Origin of the sequence: Mangrovimonas cancribranchiae (assembly GCF_037126245.1) — a bacterium.
In the GTDB taxonomy this organism is placed as follows: domain Bacteria; phylum Bacteroidota; class Bacteroidia; order Flavobacteriales; family Flavobacteriaceae; genus Mangrovimonas; species Mangrovimonas cancribranchiae.
On record NZ_CP136925.1, the window covers coordinates 2,441,457 to 2,459,045 of the forward strand.

At 33.5% G+C, this 17,589-nt stretch carries 16 protein-coding genes and 2 tRNA genes; 12 read left to right on the forward strand and 6 right to left on the reverse strand.

Annotation, left to right across the window (positions count from 1 at the left end):
• Positions 1 to 6: 6 nt before the first annotated feature.
• The 8 genes from R3L15_RS11225 (at position 7) to R3L15_RS11260 (ending at position 6,968) form a co-directional block, all read left to right on the forward strand.
• Positions 7 to 543, forward strand: coding sequence for a carboxypeptidase-like regulatory domain-containing protein (locus R3L15_RS11225; RefSeq protein ID WP_338731768.1), 537 nt, complete (start codon positions 7 to 9; stop codon positions 541 to 543).
• The gene (locus R3L15_RS11230) at positions 543 to 1,073 is read left to right on the forward strand and encodes a transglycosylase SLT domain-containing protein (RefSeq protein WP_338731769.1); all 531 of its coding nucleotides are present in this window, start codon (positions 543 to 545) and stop codon (positions 1,071 to 1,073) included. Before R3L15_RS11225 ends, R3L15_RS11230 begins: the two co-directional genes overlap by 1 nt.
• Before the next feature lie 76 nt (positions 1,074 to 1,149).
• Entirely contained in the window at positions 1,150 to 1,902 is a 753-nt protein-coding gene (locus R3L15_RS11235) for a hypothetical protein (protein ID WP_338731771.1), read from the forward strand.
• Positions 1,903 to 2,089: 187 nt separating this feature from the next.
• Entirely contained in the window at positions 2,090 to 2,395 is a 306-nt protein-coding gene (locus R3L15_RS11240; protein ID WP_338731772.1) for a hypothetical protein, read from the forward strand.
• Complete coding sequence (locus R3L15_RS11245) at positions 2,392 to 2,991, forward strand: hypothetical protein (protein ID WP_338731773.1); 600 nt, start codon at positions 2,392 to 2,394, stop codon at positions 2,989 to 2,991. The genes R3L15_RS11240 and R3L15_RS11245 overlap by 4 nt, the downstream gene beginning before the upstream one ends.
• Positions 2,988 to 3,437, forward strand: coding sequence for a hypothetical protein (locus tag R3L15_RS11250; protein WP_338731774.1), 450 nt, complete (start codon positions 2,988 to 2,990; stop codon positions 3,435 to 3,437). The genes R3L15_RS11245 and R3L15_RS11250 overlap by 4 nt, the downstream gene beginning before the upstream one ends.
• A 28-nt stretch (positions 3,438 to 3,465) precedes the next feature.
• Positions 3,466 to 5,058: a hypothetical protein gene (locus tag R3L15_RS11255; protein WP_338731776.1), complete on the forward strand. Its 1,593-nt coding sequence runs from the start codon at positions 3,466 to 3,468 to the stop codon at positions 5,056 to 5,058.
• A complete protein-coding gene (locus tag R3L15_RS11260; protein ID WP_338731778.1) occupies positions 5,055 to 6,968 on the forward strand; it encodes a zincin-like metallopeptidase domain-containing protein in 1,914 nt (637 codons plus the stop codon). Before R3L15_RS11255 ends, R3L15_RS11260 begins: the two co-directional genes overlap by 4 nt.
• Positions 6,969 to 7,044: 76 nt before the next feature.
• Here R3L15_RS11260 and R3L15_RS11265 read toward each other — a convergent pair whose 3' ends face one another.
• The 5 genes from R3L15_RS11265 to mutS form a co-directional block, all read right to left on the reverse strand.
• Positions 7,045 to 7,239, reverse strand: coding sequence for a hypothetical protein (locus R3L15_RS11265; protein WP_338731780.1), 195 nt, complete (start codon positions 7,237 to 7,239; stop codon positions 7,045 to 7,047).
• Positions 7,240 to 7,248: 9 nt separating this feature from the next.
• Complete coding sequence (locus tag R3L15_RS11270; protein WP_338731782.1) at positions 7,249 to 7,536, reverse strand: hypothetical protein; 288 nt, start codon at positions 7,534 to 7,536, stop codon at positions 7,249 to 7,251.
• A gap of 700 nt (positions 7,537 to 8,236) precedes the next feature.
• Positions 8,237 to 8,321, reverse strand: a tRNA-Leu gene (locus R3L15_RS11275).
• A 19-nt stretch (positions 8,322 to 8,340) separates the two neighbouring features.
• Positions 8,341 to 8,412 (reverse strand) — tRNA-Gly (locus R3L15_RS11280).
• A 92-nt stretch (positions 8,413 to 8,504) separates the two neighbouring features.
• Entirely contained in the window at positions 8,505 to 11,117 is a 2,613-nt protein-coding gene (gene mutS / locus R3L15_RS11285) for a DNA mismatch repair protein MutS (RefSeq protein ID WP_338731783.1), read from the reverse strand.
• Positions 11,118 to 11,240: 123 nt separating this feature from the next.
• Between mutS and R3L15_RS11290 the strand changes: the two genes are divergently transcribed.
• Together R3L15_RS11290 and R3L15_RS11295 are read left to right on the forward strand one after the other, a co-directional pair.
• Positions 11,241 to 11,771, forward strand: a complete 531-nt coding sequence (locus R3L15_RS11290; protein ID WP_338731785.1) for an RNA methyltransferase — start codon at positions 11,241 to 11,243, stop codon at positions 11,769 to 11,771.
• A 106-nt stretch (positions 11,772 to 11,877) separates the two neighbouring features.
• Positions 11,878 to 12,606: a T9SS type A sorting domain-containing protein gene (locus R3L15_RS11295; protein ID WP_338731786.1), complete on the forward strand. Its 729-nt coding sequence runs from the start codon at positions 11,878 to 11,880 to the stop codon at positions 12,604 to 12,606.
• A gap of 153 nt (positions 12,607 to 12,759) precedes the next feature.
• Here R3L15_RS11295 and folK read toward each other — a convergent pair whose 3' ends face one another.
• On the reverse strand, positions 12,760 to 13,899 hold the full coding sequence (folK, locus tag R3L15_RS11300; protein ID WP_338731788.1) for a 2-amino-4-hydroxy-6-hydroxymethyldihydropteridine diphosphokinase: 1,140 nt from the start codon (positions 13,897 to 13,899) through the stop codon (positions 12,760 to 12,762).
• Positions 13,900 to 13,973: 74 nt separating this feature from the next.
• Here folK and R3L15_RS11305 point away from each other — a divergent pair, with 74 nt between their 5' ends.
• Together R3L15_RS11305 and R3L15_RS11310 are read left to right on the forward strand one after the other, a co-directional pair.
• Positions 13,974 to 14,735 carry a queuosine precursor transporter gene (locus tag R3L15_RS11305; protein WP_338731790.1) on the forward strand — a complete coding sequence of 254 codons (762 nt, stop codon included), beginning with the start codon at positions 13,974 to 13,976 and terminating at the stop codon, positions 14,733 to 14,735.
• A gap of 170 nt (positions 14,736 to 14,905) precedes the next feature.
• Positions 14,906 to 17,551: an AsmA-like C-terminal region-containing protein gene (locus R3L15_RS11310; RefSeq protein ID WP_338731792.1), complete on the forward strand. Its 2,646-nt coding sequence runs from the start codon at positions 14,906 to 14,908 to the stop codon at positions 17,549 to 17,551.
• Positions 17,552 to 17,589 lie beyond the last annotated feature (38 nt).

Consider the following 17,589-nt stretch of genomic DNA (forward strand, 5'->3'; position numbering starts at 1 on the left):
AGCCAAATGAATACCATAACCAACAATAGTTGCTTTTCAGATTTAATGAAACCAACAACCCAAACCATGAGTAAAGAAGTTGCAAAAGACACCGTTGCAGAAATACCACAGGAAATGCTTAAAGTTCCAGACGTTAAAGGTCGTGTTATAGATGAATTTGGCGATCCTGTACCAAATGCAAATGTGTATTTGCAAAGCAATAATTCTATTGGCGTTTCAACTGATGCTAATGGGGAGTTCTTAATTGAGTGGGTACAAGCTGGTGAAGTAATTATAGTTAGTCACCTAACGTTTAAAAACGTCAGTTTCATACATAAAGACAGCAACTATAAAGAAATTGTTTTACAAGTTGAAACCCAACAACTAGACGAAGTTACCCTAACAAATAAAAAATTTGCTTGGGGATGGGTTTTGGCAGCCATAACAGCTGGAACACTTATTTACAATGCTAATAAAAGCAGTAAAAAAAAAGCAGCTAAAAACAGCTTAAATGCCGCAGCACCAAAAAAGCAAAAAAAACAACCTATTAAAGTTACGATATAATGTTAATATACGAGTCACAAGTACCTGCTAGTTACAGACAAGAATTTATAGATGCTGTACGCTATTACGCAAACAAACTTAGCATTAATCCTAATTGGTTAATGGCTGTAATGTATTTCGAGAGCGCAAAAACATTTAGCCCTAGTGTGCAAAATCCATATACAAATGCCACAGGACTAATACAGTTTATGCCAGCAACCGCCAACGAGTTAGGCACAAGTATAAATGCACTTAAAAATATGACTGCGGCCGAACAAATGTACTATGTATATAAGTATTATGTAAGGTATAAATCAAAGCTAAAAAGCTATGTCGATTTATACTTAATTACATTTTTTCCTTTAGCCGCTGGAAAGCCCTTAAACTTCATTTTGCAAACAGCAACGTTACCAGCTTCTTTAATAGCTAATCAAAACCCTGTGTTTGATCTTGATAATAACGGTCAAGTAACCGTAGGCGAAATACAAAAGGTTATGCTTAACAAAATTCCTGCAAGCTGGATAAACGAGTTTAAAAAAAAAAGGTATTAGGGTTCGCTTACCTTTTAGCATTTTCGGTTTTAGGCTATATAAGTATTAAAGAGTATCAAAAAATTAAGAAAAAACAATGAGTGAATATTTAGGTGTACATAGAAAAGGAGCAAACAAAGAGGATATTGAAAATTTGTCCATAGACATTAACGCTAACGAACAGAATATTGATGATAATTTCAATGCTATAACTGTACTATCAGATGAAACTGTTAAGCGAATAGACAACATACAAATAAAAACATCATGGGCTAATAGTAAAGATGATGGAGCGGTTAACCCCAAAAGGCGATACTCTGCAAGAATTGATGGTAATGTTAATTTATTGAGTCTTACGTTTCAAGATTTTAGCCCTTTAAATTTAGAGTCAACAAGAGGTGTATTAAAATATTATTTATTAATTGATAGGTTTAGAAATCAAGAATTTAAAGGTTCAGGTAAGGAATACAGAAAAGCGGGCTATAAACACGAGGTTATAGATGAAAAATCATCAACTAACAAAATTAATACGGTGTTGATAGATAGCCCAAATATGATTTTAGACTTCAATCAAGATTATTACTTTAAACAATACAACGGTATATACACCGACAAAGTTACTTTTCCAGCACCTACAGGCGTAAGTACAGGGCGTAACCAAATGGGTTACACAAATAGGCTTACAAACAATGTTAGAAAAGGATTTGTTGACTTAGCTTTTAGAATTAGGGTTGATTCTAAAGGTAGAATATTGCATGAAACACCCTATTTAGGGTTTATAAGAATGTTAGCTACTAATGATAAAATACTAGACAGAAGATTAATAACATACGTTAATAGGCAATATTAACATTAAAAATATTTAAAATTTACAAGTTTCACCCGATGCGGTCAAGCCTAGGGAGAAATTGTAACCCACCCGATGCGGTCAAGCCTAGGGAGGGATTAAGGGATACCCGACACGGCCAAGCCTAGGGAATCCGACCAGAAGTTTAACACCTCAAATTAAAAACCAAATAAATACCAACCAACTACTTATGAATTTTGACACAGTATTAACCATGATTTTAGGCGGCACGAACATAGCGACTTTAATAGGATTTGTAACCGAGCGAAATAAACGGAAACACGAAGTTTCCATAAAAGAAGCCGATGCCTTGAAAAGTATGCGAGAACAATACACCGTTTTTGTTGAGGATATGAAAAAAGATCGTGAAGAACTTAAAAAAGAAAAAGACGAAGTTAAAAAAGAAGTATTAGAGCTAAAAAAGTACTCTAGGCAAGTCACCAGAAAATTACAAGAAGCTGAAATAAAGTGTAACAACAAATGCTTTACAAAATGAAAACCAAAAAAGATAAAATAGAGATAGTTTGTAATGTTATTTTTTACATTCTTGTTGCTACGGTAGTAGCTATCTTTTTTATGGTTTCAAGCTGTGCAACAACCCAAACAGCCAACCAAACAACAACCGTTGCTAAAGATAGTTTTTCTGTTAAAACAGATAGTGTAAAAACCAATAAGGTAGAAACTAAAAATGAAACACTTTACAAAGGGTTTAAAGAAGCGTTTAATATTTATCCAGACACATTAACCAATAAACTACCAGAATACAAACGTAGGTTTAATAATGGTGCTGTTAGTGGTGAAGTAGGCTATTCTAAAAAAAGAGGTGCTTATTACGATATTGAAACCAAAGACTTAAAAGAAACCGATCATAAAATAGAAACCGACACTACCAAAACCAGTAAACAGGACACCAAATCAAAAACGTTTATAGATACGGTTTCAGAAACGGTTTTAGTAACTAAAAAATGGGGGCGTTTTCAATGGATAACATTTATTATAAGCCTAGCAGTAGTAGTGTATATCGTTTATCGAGTTTATAAATTTATTAATGGTGGTTTTCTGTCCAAAATAGCTAAAAAAATAACAACATGAAAAAAGGACTACTCATAACATTAGCATCACTAGGTGGCTTAGTTTGGTTTTATTCCAGTAATACCAAAAAATACTTAAGCGTTGGCGAAAATTTAGATATTAAGCTAAAACGCCTTAACGATATTAACTACAGTAATGGCGTAATAACCGCCAATGTAAATGTAGCTATTGTTAATAATACCAATATTGAAACAAGTATAACCAAATTAGCAACGCTTAAAAAACTAGTTTTAATAAGTAATGCAAGCGGGGCAATTCTGGCCGAAAGTTACCCTAACATAAACGGTATTGTTTTAAATGCCAACGGAGAAACCCTAATACAAAATATAGAAATTACAGCCACAACCCAAGCGGCTTTATCGGAGTTTATTAAAAACCAATTTAAAGGCGATTATAAAGTAAAAGCAACTGTAAACGCATTTGGTAAAGATTGGGTATTGGGCTAATTTTACAGAACCAAATAAATACCACATCATGCCACTACCAAAAATTGTAAATAGCAAACATTTAGCCTATGCTAAAAAAGAATTAAAGCTAATTAATAGTTTTTACAAGGTAATAGACACCAAAAAAACTATAAGCTTTACAACTATTAAAAAACAACGTGATGCGTTTGTTTTATTAGCAAAAAACAGCCAGCAATTTCAATCAGAAGTTTTTAAAAACACCTTAAAAAAGGTAATAAGTATTTACAATAAATCACAACCATTAAAAAGTGATGTCGATTTGCATGTTGAAGATAAAGCGTATTTAAAACACTTAAAGCAGTATGTAAAATACAATTCTACAAAAGAAATTCTATTGCTTGAAAAGTATGCAAAAATACAAGGCTTTAGCCCTGCATACCAAAAGGCCGAAACGTTGTTTAATGAGACTATAGATATTTTATTTAATGGTACCATAAATAAGCAATCCATATTTAGCGACTCGCTTTACGAAGTCATTTTCGAGCTTAATATGTATATGTTACATTTTAAAGACTCAAAAAAACATAAATCATTAGGCGCAAACCAAAATACAAATACAAATGAGACCAGAAACCCTAATAGCTATATTGTTATTGATAGTTTTGATAATAATTCTAGTAGTTCGCAAACCGAAACCGAAAGACTAACCGAAGTAAAAAAGGAAACTGCTACACCAGATCAAAACAAGGAAGCAAAGCAAACACCAACGGTAACACCTGTTAATAATACAACCGAAACCGACACACCAAACAAAGAAAATGTTACAAAACAAGAAACAAGCGTTACACAAATAGAGGTTGTCGAACCTAAAGAGGTTAAACCACAACCAACACAAGAACCTAAAAAGACTTCTATTCCTGCTGAATTACGAAAACTTGGTATTACTAGCATGAACGACACGCCAGAAGCCAATAACGAAGTGTTTAAAATTACTGGCGATATAGCCGAATTTCTTGGTAAAATAGAACGCAAACCAAAAGGGAGTGTTTCCATGACTTTAGATGCGGAACAAGGTGCGGGAAAAACACGCTTTGTTTTTCAAATGTTAGACACCTTTGCGGCTCATGGTTATAGATGTTTATTTCCATCTTTAGAAGAACACCCAGACTCTAATTTATTTATTGAAAAACGTGATGAATACATAAACCCAGCGCACCGCCATTTAATACATAACATTGGCGAGTTAAGAAATGGGTTTGCTACATTACAACAGCTTATTCCATTTTACGATGTTGTATTTATAGACTCATGGGGAAAGCTGGTCGAACTTAACAGAAAATTAGACTTTGATCGTGATTTGCGTAAAGCGTTTGATGGGAAACTGTTTGTAGTTATTTTCCAAAGAACATCCGACGGCAAAATGCGTGGTGGTAGCCGTTCGGCTTTCGATGCCGATTTAGTTTGCCGCATAGAAAAAGCCGATGATTACCGTGATACTTACGCCTATTTTAATAAAAATAGATACCAAGATACACCACTAAATCAACTTAAATATAACATCTATTCTAAAACACTTCTTAAAGAAGAAACAACAGACATTACAGGAATAGACTTTGAAAAAGACCAAATAAATACCAAAAAAGATTACATACTACTATGATAACAGGATTAATACTAGGTGCAGCCATAGACAGATTATTTTTAACCAAAAAAACACCAAAAAGCAAGTCAAAACCTATTCACCCAGAAAGTTTAGGAATACCTTACCTAAATCCAAAGGCTGAAAAAGAATTAATAGACAATCATGCTGGATTAGGTAAGGCCATAACATCTAATGATGTTTATGATATGATTACTAAACAGATAATTGATACTATTGATAAAACAGGTCATTTGCCTTGGTACACGGGGCGTGATGAAAACGTTGGTAAAGGCGTTTCATTAAACATAGATACACCTTATAACTTTGATACATTAAAAGCTTACCGTGGTATTAATGCGTTTATGTTAAGCCTAAAGAAAACAGAGGGTAAAGATAAGAATGGTAATAAAGTTATTTATTTAGATCCTATTCAAGATGGCCGCATGTATTGGTTAACCTTTAAACAAATTGAAAAACTTGGTGGAAAAATTAAAAAAGGTACACGATCATCACAGGCTATTTATTACAACTTCATCTTTAAGTATGGCAACGATACAATAAGTGAAAAAAAATACAAGCAACTGTTTAAAAAATACGGTTCAAAAAATAGTCCTAATTATAACGTACAGGAAGCTAAGAAGCTTAAAAAAATACCGTTTGTTAGGTATTACAACGTGTTTAATGAACGTGATATAACAGGAATTAATTTTGAAGCTAAACGTAAAAAGCAACAAGAAAAATTAAAGCAGTTTGAAAGTAAAGCTAAAAAAATAAAAGCGGCCGATGCGTTGTTTAACAACATGCCTAAAAAACCAAAATTAGTACAACGCCATATCGGATCTGGTGAGTCACCGCATTATACGCCAAATACCGATGCTATAACAATGCCACTAAAGCAACAATACAAAGATGTTGGTATATGGTATGGTACATTATTTCACGAGTCTATACATGCTACAGGTCACAGAAGTAGGCTTAATAGAGGGCTTTTAAAAGATTATCATTTAGATGTTCGTGTTAGAGCCTTGGAAGAACTGGTAGCAGAATTAGGAAGTGCTTTTTTAAATGCCGAAAGTGGTATTTTCTTAAGTACATTAAAGAAAAATGCCGCATACATTAAAGGTTGGAGTAAAAGCGTAAAAGAAACGCTACAAGAAAACAACAAAGCTATTTTTGTGGCCGCTGGTTACGCTCAAAAAGCTGCCGATTACATTCTAGATCGTGATAAAAATGGTACACCTAAGTTTTACAACGATATTTCAAATATTGACAATACAAGTAATTTAGAAAAAAGAGTTATTAAACACTTAGAAAAAATGAGCCATGAACAATTTGCAAATGATTATGCTTATTTGTTTAGTGCTGATTTAGATAAAGTTTTATACAGAATTGAAGATAACAACACCTATAAAAAGTATGTTAAATTACTAGCAAAAAAAGTAATAAAAGACAATCGTTTTGATGATGTTAGGTTTGATAATTTAAAACAAAGCGAACAATTATCGTTGTTTGGTTCTTCTGGAATAAATGTTTCTACAGAGAGATTTAAAAAAATGAAAGTTTCTGAATTAAGAGATTTTACTCTAAAGTACTACAATGCTAAACTAAAAGGAAATAAAACTTATAGCAAGTACTTAAATGAAATTGTATTTACAACTAAAGCAGGTAGAAAAATATCTAAAGGTTCAGCTATGTATAAAGAAAAGGCTGCTGTAATTGAACGTCTTGAAGAGCTTATAAAAAAATCCACATATAACAATTGGGGTGATCGAAAAAAAGCAGATCCAAAGAACTTGTTGGGGTATCTTAATTTTAAATCTAAGTTAATTATTGACGGTAAAAAACGTCATGTTAGAATTTCTATAATATTAAATTCTGACAGAAAAACTCACCTAAAAGGTATTGAAGTTGGAAAAACAAAAAAATAGCCTTGCTTCCTCAGGTCGCAATGCGATACCCGCAGTCGGAGAAGCAAGACTACATTACAAATTTACAGGATTTTAATTAATTACCATAATATAACCCTAAAAACTCACTTGTTTTTAAATCATACTGCATGTCAACAATAAAACCATTCATTTGATAAGAAATAATTTTTAGGTTCTTTGTATTGTGGGTATCTAGAACTTTTCCAGAACTTAAAATTTCATCAACTTGCCTAGATTTACTAAACTCTTTGAATGTTTTTAAATCAATCATATAAATAAATTAAATATTAAAATGCCTTTTGGAATAATTATCTGCTGTTTTACCCGCTAACATCTTATATTCATTTAAAGTATTATCTAAATACTTTAATTGCTCTAAAGATAAGCTATAATTATTTACAAAGTATTTAGTGACACTCATTCCTATATCTTGAAACATTTGCGCTTTCAAATTCTCATGCAACCCTTTATCAAAAGGAAATAATCTAACGTCAACTTGCCTTTTATATTCATTAAAGGCTTTACGTGTTGACTCTTTACATTTTATATGCAATAACTCTATATCCATATCTAAATTTAAAAAACATCAATATGTTGAATACAAAATTAACTACAATGGTTAATGAAGTTGAAAATGAATCATGATTTAATGAAAATACGCATTTCTACTTATTTTAAATAAAAAGAGAAGTGATTAGTTTTGATGAAACTATTAAACCATTAATATAAAACTCATAACAATGGATAATTCACATAAGCTTTCTAAAATAGTAATGTACCTAAGTTTTATAAGTTTAGCTTACTTTGTTTTGATTGTTTTTTTCTCATACACCCCTCCCGATTCAACTGGTTCCTTACAATTTTTCGGGGAAATATTGACTATTCCGATGCTGCTTTTAATAGTTTTTAATATTACATACGGCTTAATTTCAATTCTGAAGAAAAAAAGCATTAAAATTAATGCTATCACTATTATTAGTAGCTCATTTGCTATAGCATTTTTAATTATTGTGACTATTAAACAATTAAACCCGTAAGTTTTTCATCAATAAGATAAGCTATTTCATTAGTTAAGCCTGCTATATAGCAGGCTTATTTTTTTGATTAAAATCATAACTAAAAAACTTTCCTACAGCTCCAAGGATCAATGTAACTAAAAAAGAATATTCTAAAACAAAATACCTTAAACCATACCTTTAAACATACCTTTTGTTGGATTTACAAACAAAAAAAGGCTTTAGAAATAATCTAAAGCCTTTTAAAATAAGTACAGAAGGCGGGACTTGAACCCGCACGACCAAAATGGTCATTGGATTTTAAGTCCAACGTGTCTACCAATTCCACCACTTCTGCTTGGACTATTGTGTCTCAGAGCGAAAGACGGGATTTGAACCCGCGACCCTCACCTTGGCAAGGTGATGCTCTACCCCTGAGCTACTTTCGCAAATTTAAAAATGAACGTTTCTCTCATTTGCGAGGGCAAATTTAATACATTTCTTAGAATTCCAAAGGCTTTTTTAAAATATTTTTAAAGAATTATGCTTGCTTCTTTTTTACTAGCATACGTTTTATCTCGTTAAGCTTCATTAATGCTTCTACTGGCGTTAGCGTATCTATATCAGTATGAATGATTTCCTCTTTAATTTGCTCCAACAAGGGATCGTCTAAATTAAAAAAACTTAATTGCATTTCGTCGTCGGCTAATGTTTTAACTTTATCGGTTAGCTCGTGACTGGAATGCGATTTTTCTAATTTTTTTAAGATTTTATTGGCTCGCTGGATAACGTGTTGTGGCATCCCAGCCATTTTTGCCACGTGAATTCCAAAACTATGTTCACTTCCACCCTCAATAAGTTTTCGCAAAAACAACACATTATCTTTTAACTCCTTTACCGACACATTATAGTTTTTAATACGGTTGAAGGTTTCGGTCATCTCATTAAGCTCGTGGTAATGCGTTGCAAACAATGTTTTTGGTCTTGCTGGATGTTCGTGTAAATATTCACTTATGGCCCAAGCTATGGAAATACCATCGTAAGTACTTGTTCCGCGACCAATCTCATCTAAAAGTACTAAACTTCTATCGGAAATATTATTTAATATGGAAGCGGTTTCATTCATCTCCACCATAAAGGTCGATTCGCCCATAGAAATGTTATCACTAGCACCAACTCTGGTAAAAATTTTATCTACCAAACCTATTTTAGCGTCTTTTGCTGGCACAAAACTTCCTATTTGCGCCAATAATACAATTAAGGCTGTTTGACGTAAAATTGCCGATTTACCCGACATATTAGGCCCCGTAATCATAATAATTTGCTGGGTTTCGCGATCTAAAAACACATCGTTAGCAATATAAGCTTCGCTTGGTGGTAATTGTTTTTCAATTACTGGGTGGCGTCCATCTTTAATATCCAACGCAAACGTATCGTCTATAGTTGGAAATGTATATTGGTTGTTTTTTGCCAAGGTTGCAAACCCACTTAAACAATCTATTTTTCCTATTAAAAAGGCGTTTTGTTGTACCGGTTTTATAAACTGACTCATCCAACTTACCAATTCTGAAAACAATTGTTGCTCGATAGCTAAAATACGTTCTTCGGCGCCTAAAATTTTGGCTTCGTATTCTTTTAACTCTTCGGTAATATAACGCTCGGCACTTACCAAAGTTTGCTTGCGTATCCATTCTTCGGGTACTTTATCTTTATGTGTATTTCTGACTTCAATATAATACCCAAATACATTATTAGACGCTATTTTTAACGACGGAATTCCTGTGCGTTTGCTTTCTCGATCGAGCATATCGTCCAGATATTGTTTTCCTGAAGAGGACAACTTCCGTAGCTCATCCAACTCTGATGAAAATCCATCTGCTATGGTTTTTCCTTTTAAAATATTTACGGGAGCTTCTTCATTTAAACTTTCCTTAATTTTTTCACGTAGCGTGTCGCAACTTTGCAACGTATCGCCCAAAACACGCAAGGCGTCATTATCACTTTGCGAGGCCAAAGCTTTTATAGGCACAATGGCTTCCAAGGAGTTTTTTAGTTGAATAACCTCTCGCGGACTCACCTTAGCTGTCGCTACTTTGGAAATTAGACGCTCAATATCGCCAATATGCTTTATATGGTTTTGTGTTTTTTGAAGCGTGGCATTGTTATCCAACAAATGCTGAACAACTTGATGACGCTGCTTTATTTTTTCCACATTTTTAAGCGGTAAAGCCAGCCATCGTTTTAGCAATCGGCCACCCATTGGCGTTATGGTATGATCAATAACATCTAATAAAGTTACCGCGTTGACATTAGTAGAATGATATAATTCTAAATTGCGAATGGTAAATCGATCCATCCAAACATATTCATCTTCAGCAATACGGCTTACCGATGTAATATGCTCTAATTTATTGTGTTGTGTTTCGGACAAATAATGCAACACCGCTCCAGAAGCAATAATGCCTTCGTAAAGATTATCTATGCCAAACCCTTTTAGTGTTTTTGTATTAAAATGACGTGTTAAGGTCTCATTGGCATAATCGGGTTGAAACACCCAATCTTCTAAATAAAACGTATGAAAGTCTTCTCCAAAGGCCTCATTAAAACTTGTTTTTGATTTCTTGGACACCAAAACTTCACTTGGATTAAAGTTTTGAAGGAGTTTATCGATGTACTCAGCATTACCTTGCGAGGTTAAAAACTCACCTGTCGACACATCTAAAAACGATACGCCTATTTGTTTTTTATCGAAATGAACGGCACACAAAAAGTTGTTGGACTTAGAGCTGAGCACCTCATCATTCAACGCGACTCCAGGTGTTACTAACTCAGTCACGCCACGTTTTACGATTTTTTTGGTTTGCTTAGGGTCTTCCAATTGGTCACAAATAGCCACACGCTCGCCAGCTTTCACCAACTTTGGCAAATACGTATTCAAGGAATGATGCGGAAATCCAGCCAATTCGGTTTTTTCGCCACCATTATTTCTATTAGTAAGAACAATATCCAATATTTTGGCTGCCTTAACAGCATCGTCTCCAAAGGTTTCATAAAAATCCCCTACTCTAAACAACAACATCGCATCAGGGTATTTTGCTTTAATGGTGTTGTACTGCTGCATTAACGGCGTAACTTTCTTTGCTTTTTTTGCCAATGGTAAACTAAGTTTTTAATTGTATTTTTGCTCCTAATTGTAGGTTTGCTAATGTAAGTATAAATCTATGTTTTTTGAAACGGATAACCGATAAGTTATCTACAATTGTTGATAGATTTTAAGATGAGAAAACTAAAAAACAGCGAATTAGATCGTTTAGATGTTAATGAGTTTAAAGCTTCAAAGAAAACACCTCTAATTATAGTATTAGACAATATCCGCAGTTTAAATAATATTGGCTCGGTATTTAGAACAAGTGATGCCTTTTTAATTGAAAAAATATACCTCTGCGGTATTACCGCCACGCCACCACATAAAGACATTCATAAAACCGCTTTAGGAAGCACCGAAACCGTGGCTTGGGAATATGCTGAAAGCACACTTGATCTCGTTAAAAAATTGCAAAATGATGGTGCAAAAATTCTCGCTATTGAGCAAGCAGAAAACGCCACAATGCTTAACAATTTTATACCTGAACCCAACACGACTTATGCTTTGGTTTTTGGCAACGAAGTAAAAGGCGTGCAGCAAGACGTTGTTTCGGCTAGCGATATGGTTATTGAAATTCCACAGTTTGGCACCAAACACAGTTTAAATATTTCGGTAAGTTGTGGGGTTGTCGTTTGGGATGTGTTTGCTAAGTTAAAAGCATAGGTATTATACGAAAAAACTTACGCTAAGTTAAAGATTTTATTTATTTTAGCCTTGTTCTTTTTTTAAAACCTAAAACAAATATTAACCCTAATTTAACCCAACTAAAATGAACAAAACTTTACTTTCCTTTTGTGCTTTTTTTATTGTTCAATTTACATTTTCTCAAACCATTACCGTAAGTGGATCTTGTACAGAAGCTGACGCTTTAAGCGATTACATTCAAATAAACGGAATAGACACCCAAAACGGAAAAACCAAATATACTGGCGTGAACTCTTCTTCGGCTGATTGCTCACAATATGTAGGAGAATCGGCTTGCGACGCTGCTAACACAAAATTCACTTACACAATAGAATGGAGTGGTACTAATTGGGAATGGGTAAAAACCACTACAACCGGCAGCTTTTGTGTTTGGCTAATAGAAGAATGTGTTCCTGCGGCACAAACATCAGAAACAGATCCACCACAATCATCAAGAGAGGTGTTAGCTAGTAATCCTGCAGATACCCCCACACCACCTTGTACGGGTTGGACTGGAGATTGCGCCCCGACACTTTCAGAATGCGCTACTTTGGGTTTAATTAGCAATGAATTTGACAATCAATTTACTTATTACCCTAACCCTACAGACGACAAATTCAACATTAAATTTGAAACACCAATTGAGGAGTTAACGCTCAATTTAACCAATGTTTTAGGACAAGTAATTATGAATAAAACATATAAAAACACAAAACATATTGCGTTAAACATTAATCAACCTGCTGGGATTTACTTTGTTAAGCTTACCTCTAAAAACAATAAAGAAGCTTACATAAAAGTAATGAAAAACTAACATATTAAATTATTCCTTTATTGGGAACAATTTTTAAAACAACAATAATTGCACTAATTAAACGGCAATTATTGTTGTTTTATTTTAATATGTTCGGTAATCATAATTAAATACAAGACATTTCAGCCTTCACGTGTACACTCTGGTAAAAACTCAATCTTGTGTTTCATTACTTATCTCATTTAACAACCATAAGTAATCTTCGCGATGCTTGACAAAATCTTTATCGGAGATATCAATCATTTTTACATTGAGCTCGTTTTGGTTTTTTAAAAACTCCAAATAGCCGGCATTAATTTTCTCCAGATAGGCATTTTCTATATTCTTTTCGTAATCGCGACCACGCTTTTTAATGTTTTCCTGTAATCGGTTAGTATTTTGATAGAGATAAATATAAAGCTCTGGCTTGGCGATATCCTTGTACATTAAGTAGAATAACTTCCTGTAAAGCCTGAATTCGTCTTCTGGTAGGGTGATTTTAGAAAAAATCAAGGATTTATAAATATCGTAATCACTCACAATAAAATCACGAAACAAATCCAATTGCGATAAATCGTCGCTAATTTGTTGGTAGCGATCGGCCAGAAACGACATTTCTAAAGTAAACGCGTAACGTTGTTGATCTTCATAAAACTTAGGCAAAAACGGGTTATCGGCAAAACGCTCTAAAATTAATTTAGCATTAAACTCGTTAGCTATTTTTGTAGCTAAACTGGTTTTTCCTGCACCAATATTACCTTCAATAGCGATATAATTCAGCTTTGACAACTCGTATTTTTTAATGGGATTTTTCAACCAAACATTGGCTGGTTCCAAAACACTATCGTCTGGGCTTTCTACCATCAATTGCATAATGGTTTTATTAAACTTGGGATGTGTGAATTTGGCAGCAATATCCAACATGGGTTGTAACACAAAATTGCGCTCGTGTAGTCTTGGATGCGGCACAATTAACGCTTCACTTTCAATGTGTTCATCATTAAAAAACAACACATCTAAATCTATAGTTCTTGAGACATATCCTGAAGCTGAACTGCGCTCACGTCCTAGGTGTTTTTCAATCTCTAATAACGTGTTAATAACCGTTTGCGCATCGTATTCGGTTTGCAATAACAAACAGGAATTAAAAAAATCGTCGCCTTGAAACCCTAAAGCTGGCGTGTTGTAAACCTTGGCAATGGCTTCTATACGACCTAATTTTTCAAAAATCAAGTCAATAGCATCTTGCAGGTGTTTTAACCTATCACCTTTGTTACTTCCGAGTGCAATATATACGTTATGGGTAGTTGTCATAAGAAGTGTCAAAATAACTAAAAGTATTTTTAATAGCTTATATTTACGTCAACCTATTTATTCACAATTTACCTATGGCGCAAAAAGACAAATTAGCAGCACAACGTATTTACTTGATTTTGGCTGCTTTGTTCATTACGTCTTTGGTAGTGTCAAATCTTATTTTTCAGAAGTTTTTTTATTGGTATCCAGGAAACATTGAAGTTTTTGATGCTAAATTATTTGAGATTTCTGTAGGGATACTACCTTATCCCATCACCTTTTTAATCACCGATTTAATCAGTGAGATTTACGGCAAAAAACGTGCTAATCAAGTGGTTGTTACTGGTATTTTTGCATCGTTTTTCTCTATGTTAATTGTTTATGTGGCCAATGCTGTTCCTGCAACTGAATGGTCGCCTGTAAAAGATAGTTTATTCTCTACCGTTTTTGGCAGTACTGCGATTGCTGTATTTGCTAGTATGATGGCGTATTTGTTAGCACAATTTGTTGACATCCAAATTTATCACTTTTGGAAACGCTTAACCCAAGGTAAACATTTATGGCTTCGTAATAATTTTTCAACTTGGCTATCGCAATTTGTAGACACGTTTACGGTATTGTTTCTATTATGCTCTTTTGGGAAAATAGAATGGCACTTATTTTTAGGCTTACTTTTAAGTGGCTTTATTTTTAAAGTTTTGGTCGCTTTGCTAGATACACCATTCTTATATTTAGGCGTATATTTATTTAGAAAACGCTTCAATTTAAAGGTGAATGAAGAAATTGATTTACTCGATAATCGAGATTTGAATAGATCAAGGCTTGCACCAAAATCAAAGCACCCTTCCCAATAAAAACCTTATAAGCTTATCCTGAGTCAGTTTATTATAATGTTAAAGTTTACTTAACAGTTTGGCTTTGTTTCGTTAAATGTGTCTTAACCTTATAGCTTATATTTGCATAGCAGAAACCAAAGCACTATTGTAATACGTATATACCTACATAAATACATCCTAATCCAATTATGAAGAAAGCTCTTAAAATACTAGGCATTACTTTAGGCATTATTTTTTTATTGTTATTAGCTATTCCTTTTGTTTTTCAAGGACAAATAAAGGATATGGTTAAAACATTTTTAAATCAAAACCTCAACGCTCAAGTAGAGTTTTCCGATGTCGATTTAAGCTTCATTAGAAGCTTCCCACAAGCTTATGCCAATGTAGACGATTTAACAATCACTAACAAAAAACCGTTTGAAGGCGAAACCTTGGCCACCGTAAAGTCGATTGCTTTTACCATGTCGATTAAAGAATTATTTAAAACAGCCAATGAAGATGCTATTGTTATTAACTCCATTAATATAGATGAAGCCTTAGTTACCTTAAAAACCAATACGCTTGGGCAAACAAATTACGACATTGCCTTAGAAAACGAAAACATAGAAACAACTACAGAAGACACTAATAGTGACAGCAGTTTTGCTTTCGATATTGAGGATTACGCCATCACCAATAGTGCATTAACCTATATTGATGAAAGTTCAAAAACCGAATTTTTTATCACAGAACTCAATCATGAAGGAAAAGGAACCTTTTCCGCAGAAAAATCTGAACTCAACACCAATACAGAAGCCAATGTAAGCCTAAGCCTTGACAGCACCAAATACTTAAACAACAACCATATAAAATTAGAAGCAATTCTTGGGTTGGATTTAGAAAACCAAAAATACACCTTTAAAGATAATAAAGCTTACATCAATCAATTACCTCTAGAGTTTGATGGTTTTGTACAATTACTAGATGAGGGTCAAAATATGGACATTACCTTTAAAAATCCAGGATCATCATTTAAGGATTTCTTAGCGGTCATTCCAGAAAATTATTCTAAAGATATTTCTAACGTAGAAACTACAGGGAACTTTAAAATTTCAGGGGTTGTAAAAGGTATGATTACCGAGAAAACCATTCCTACAATGGATATTAACATTGTATCCAATAACGCCTCATTTAAATACCCAGATCTTCCAAAAAGTATAAAAAACATTAGTATTAATACAAGTATAAAAAACACCTCTGGAAATCTTGACGATACGTTTGTAGACATACAAACTCTTAATTTTAAGATTGATGAAGACGTCTTCAAATCTTCAGCAGTCTTAAAGAATATAACCCAAAATATGTTAGTCAACGCCAATATAGACGGCACACTTAACTTAGGTAATATTACTAAAGCTTACCCGGTTGAACTAGACAACGAATTAACAGGTATTTTAAAGGGGAATATCAACACCAATTTCGACATGAATGCCATAGAAACCAATGCCTACAACCGTATTAAAAACAACGGAACCGTTAGCATTAGCGATTTTATATTTTCATCAGAAGACATTGTAAACCCTATCGAAATTACACAAGCTAATATAGATTTCAAACCTGGAACCATAACCTTAAAAAACTTTAACGCCTCAACTGGACAAAGCGACCTACATGCTACTGGAACTATTGAAAACTTACTTGGCTTTTTACTTAGCGACAAAAAATTACAAGGAAACTTTAACGTAAATTCCAATAATTTTGTGGTTAGTGACTTTATGGTACCCGATGAAGAAACAGGCGAAGACAATAAAACAACAGGTGAAAGCGAATCTTTAAAAATCCCCGATTTTTTAGATTGTACCATCAATGCCGATGCCAAAGAAGTGGTTTACAACAACCTTACACTTAAAGATGTTAAAGGATCGCTTGTTATTAAAGACCAACAAGCATCGCTAAATAATATGACCTCCCAAATTTTCAATGGCGGATTATCTATAAATGGACTTGTAGACACTAAAAATGACACGCCAACATTTAATCTAGATCTTGGTGCCGATAATTTTGATATTTCGCAGTCGTTTAAAGACTTAGAACTCTTGCAAGTCCTTGCTCCTATTGCTAATGTTTTACAAGGAAAATTGAATTCAACCTTACACCTTTCAGGCGATTTAGATAGTGAGTTTTCCCCAAAACTAACAAGTATTTCTGGAGATGCTTTTGCCGAATTACTTACAAAAGAAATTACCACCGAAAATTCACCTTTACTTAGTAAGTTAGAAAGCAATGTTGATTTTATTGATTTCAAAAAACTAAACTTAAACGATTTAAAAGCCAATTTAGAATTTAACAATGGACAAGTTAACGTTAAACCATTCAACGTTAAATATGAAGACATCGACATTCAGGTTTCTGGTGCGCACAGCTTCGATAAAGCTATAGACTACAATGTGGTATTTCAAGTACCAGCAAAATATTTAGGAAGCGATGTTAATAGACTTATTGGAAAAATAGATGACAAAGAAGTTAATAATCTTTCCATTCCTGTTACGGCAAACATAGGTGGTAGTTTTACAAGCCCAACGGTAAAAACCGATTTATCAAGTGCAGCAACTAACCTTACCAATCAATTAATTGAAATTCAAAAACAAAAACTATTAAACCAAGGATCCAACACAATTAAAGATTTACTTGGCGGTATAAATAATAATCAAGAAACAGAAACACCAACTAATACAAACTCAACAAACACAACAAACACAACAAACACAAACAATAATACTGTAGAAGAAGGCGTAAAAAATCTTATTGGAAATATTTTTGGTAAAAAGAAACAAACCAAAGACTCTGTAAATTAAAATGTACTCACACACAAAGTGTTAACATCTTCTTAATT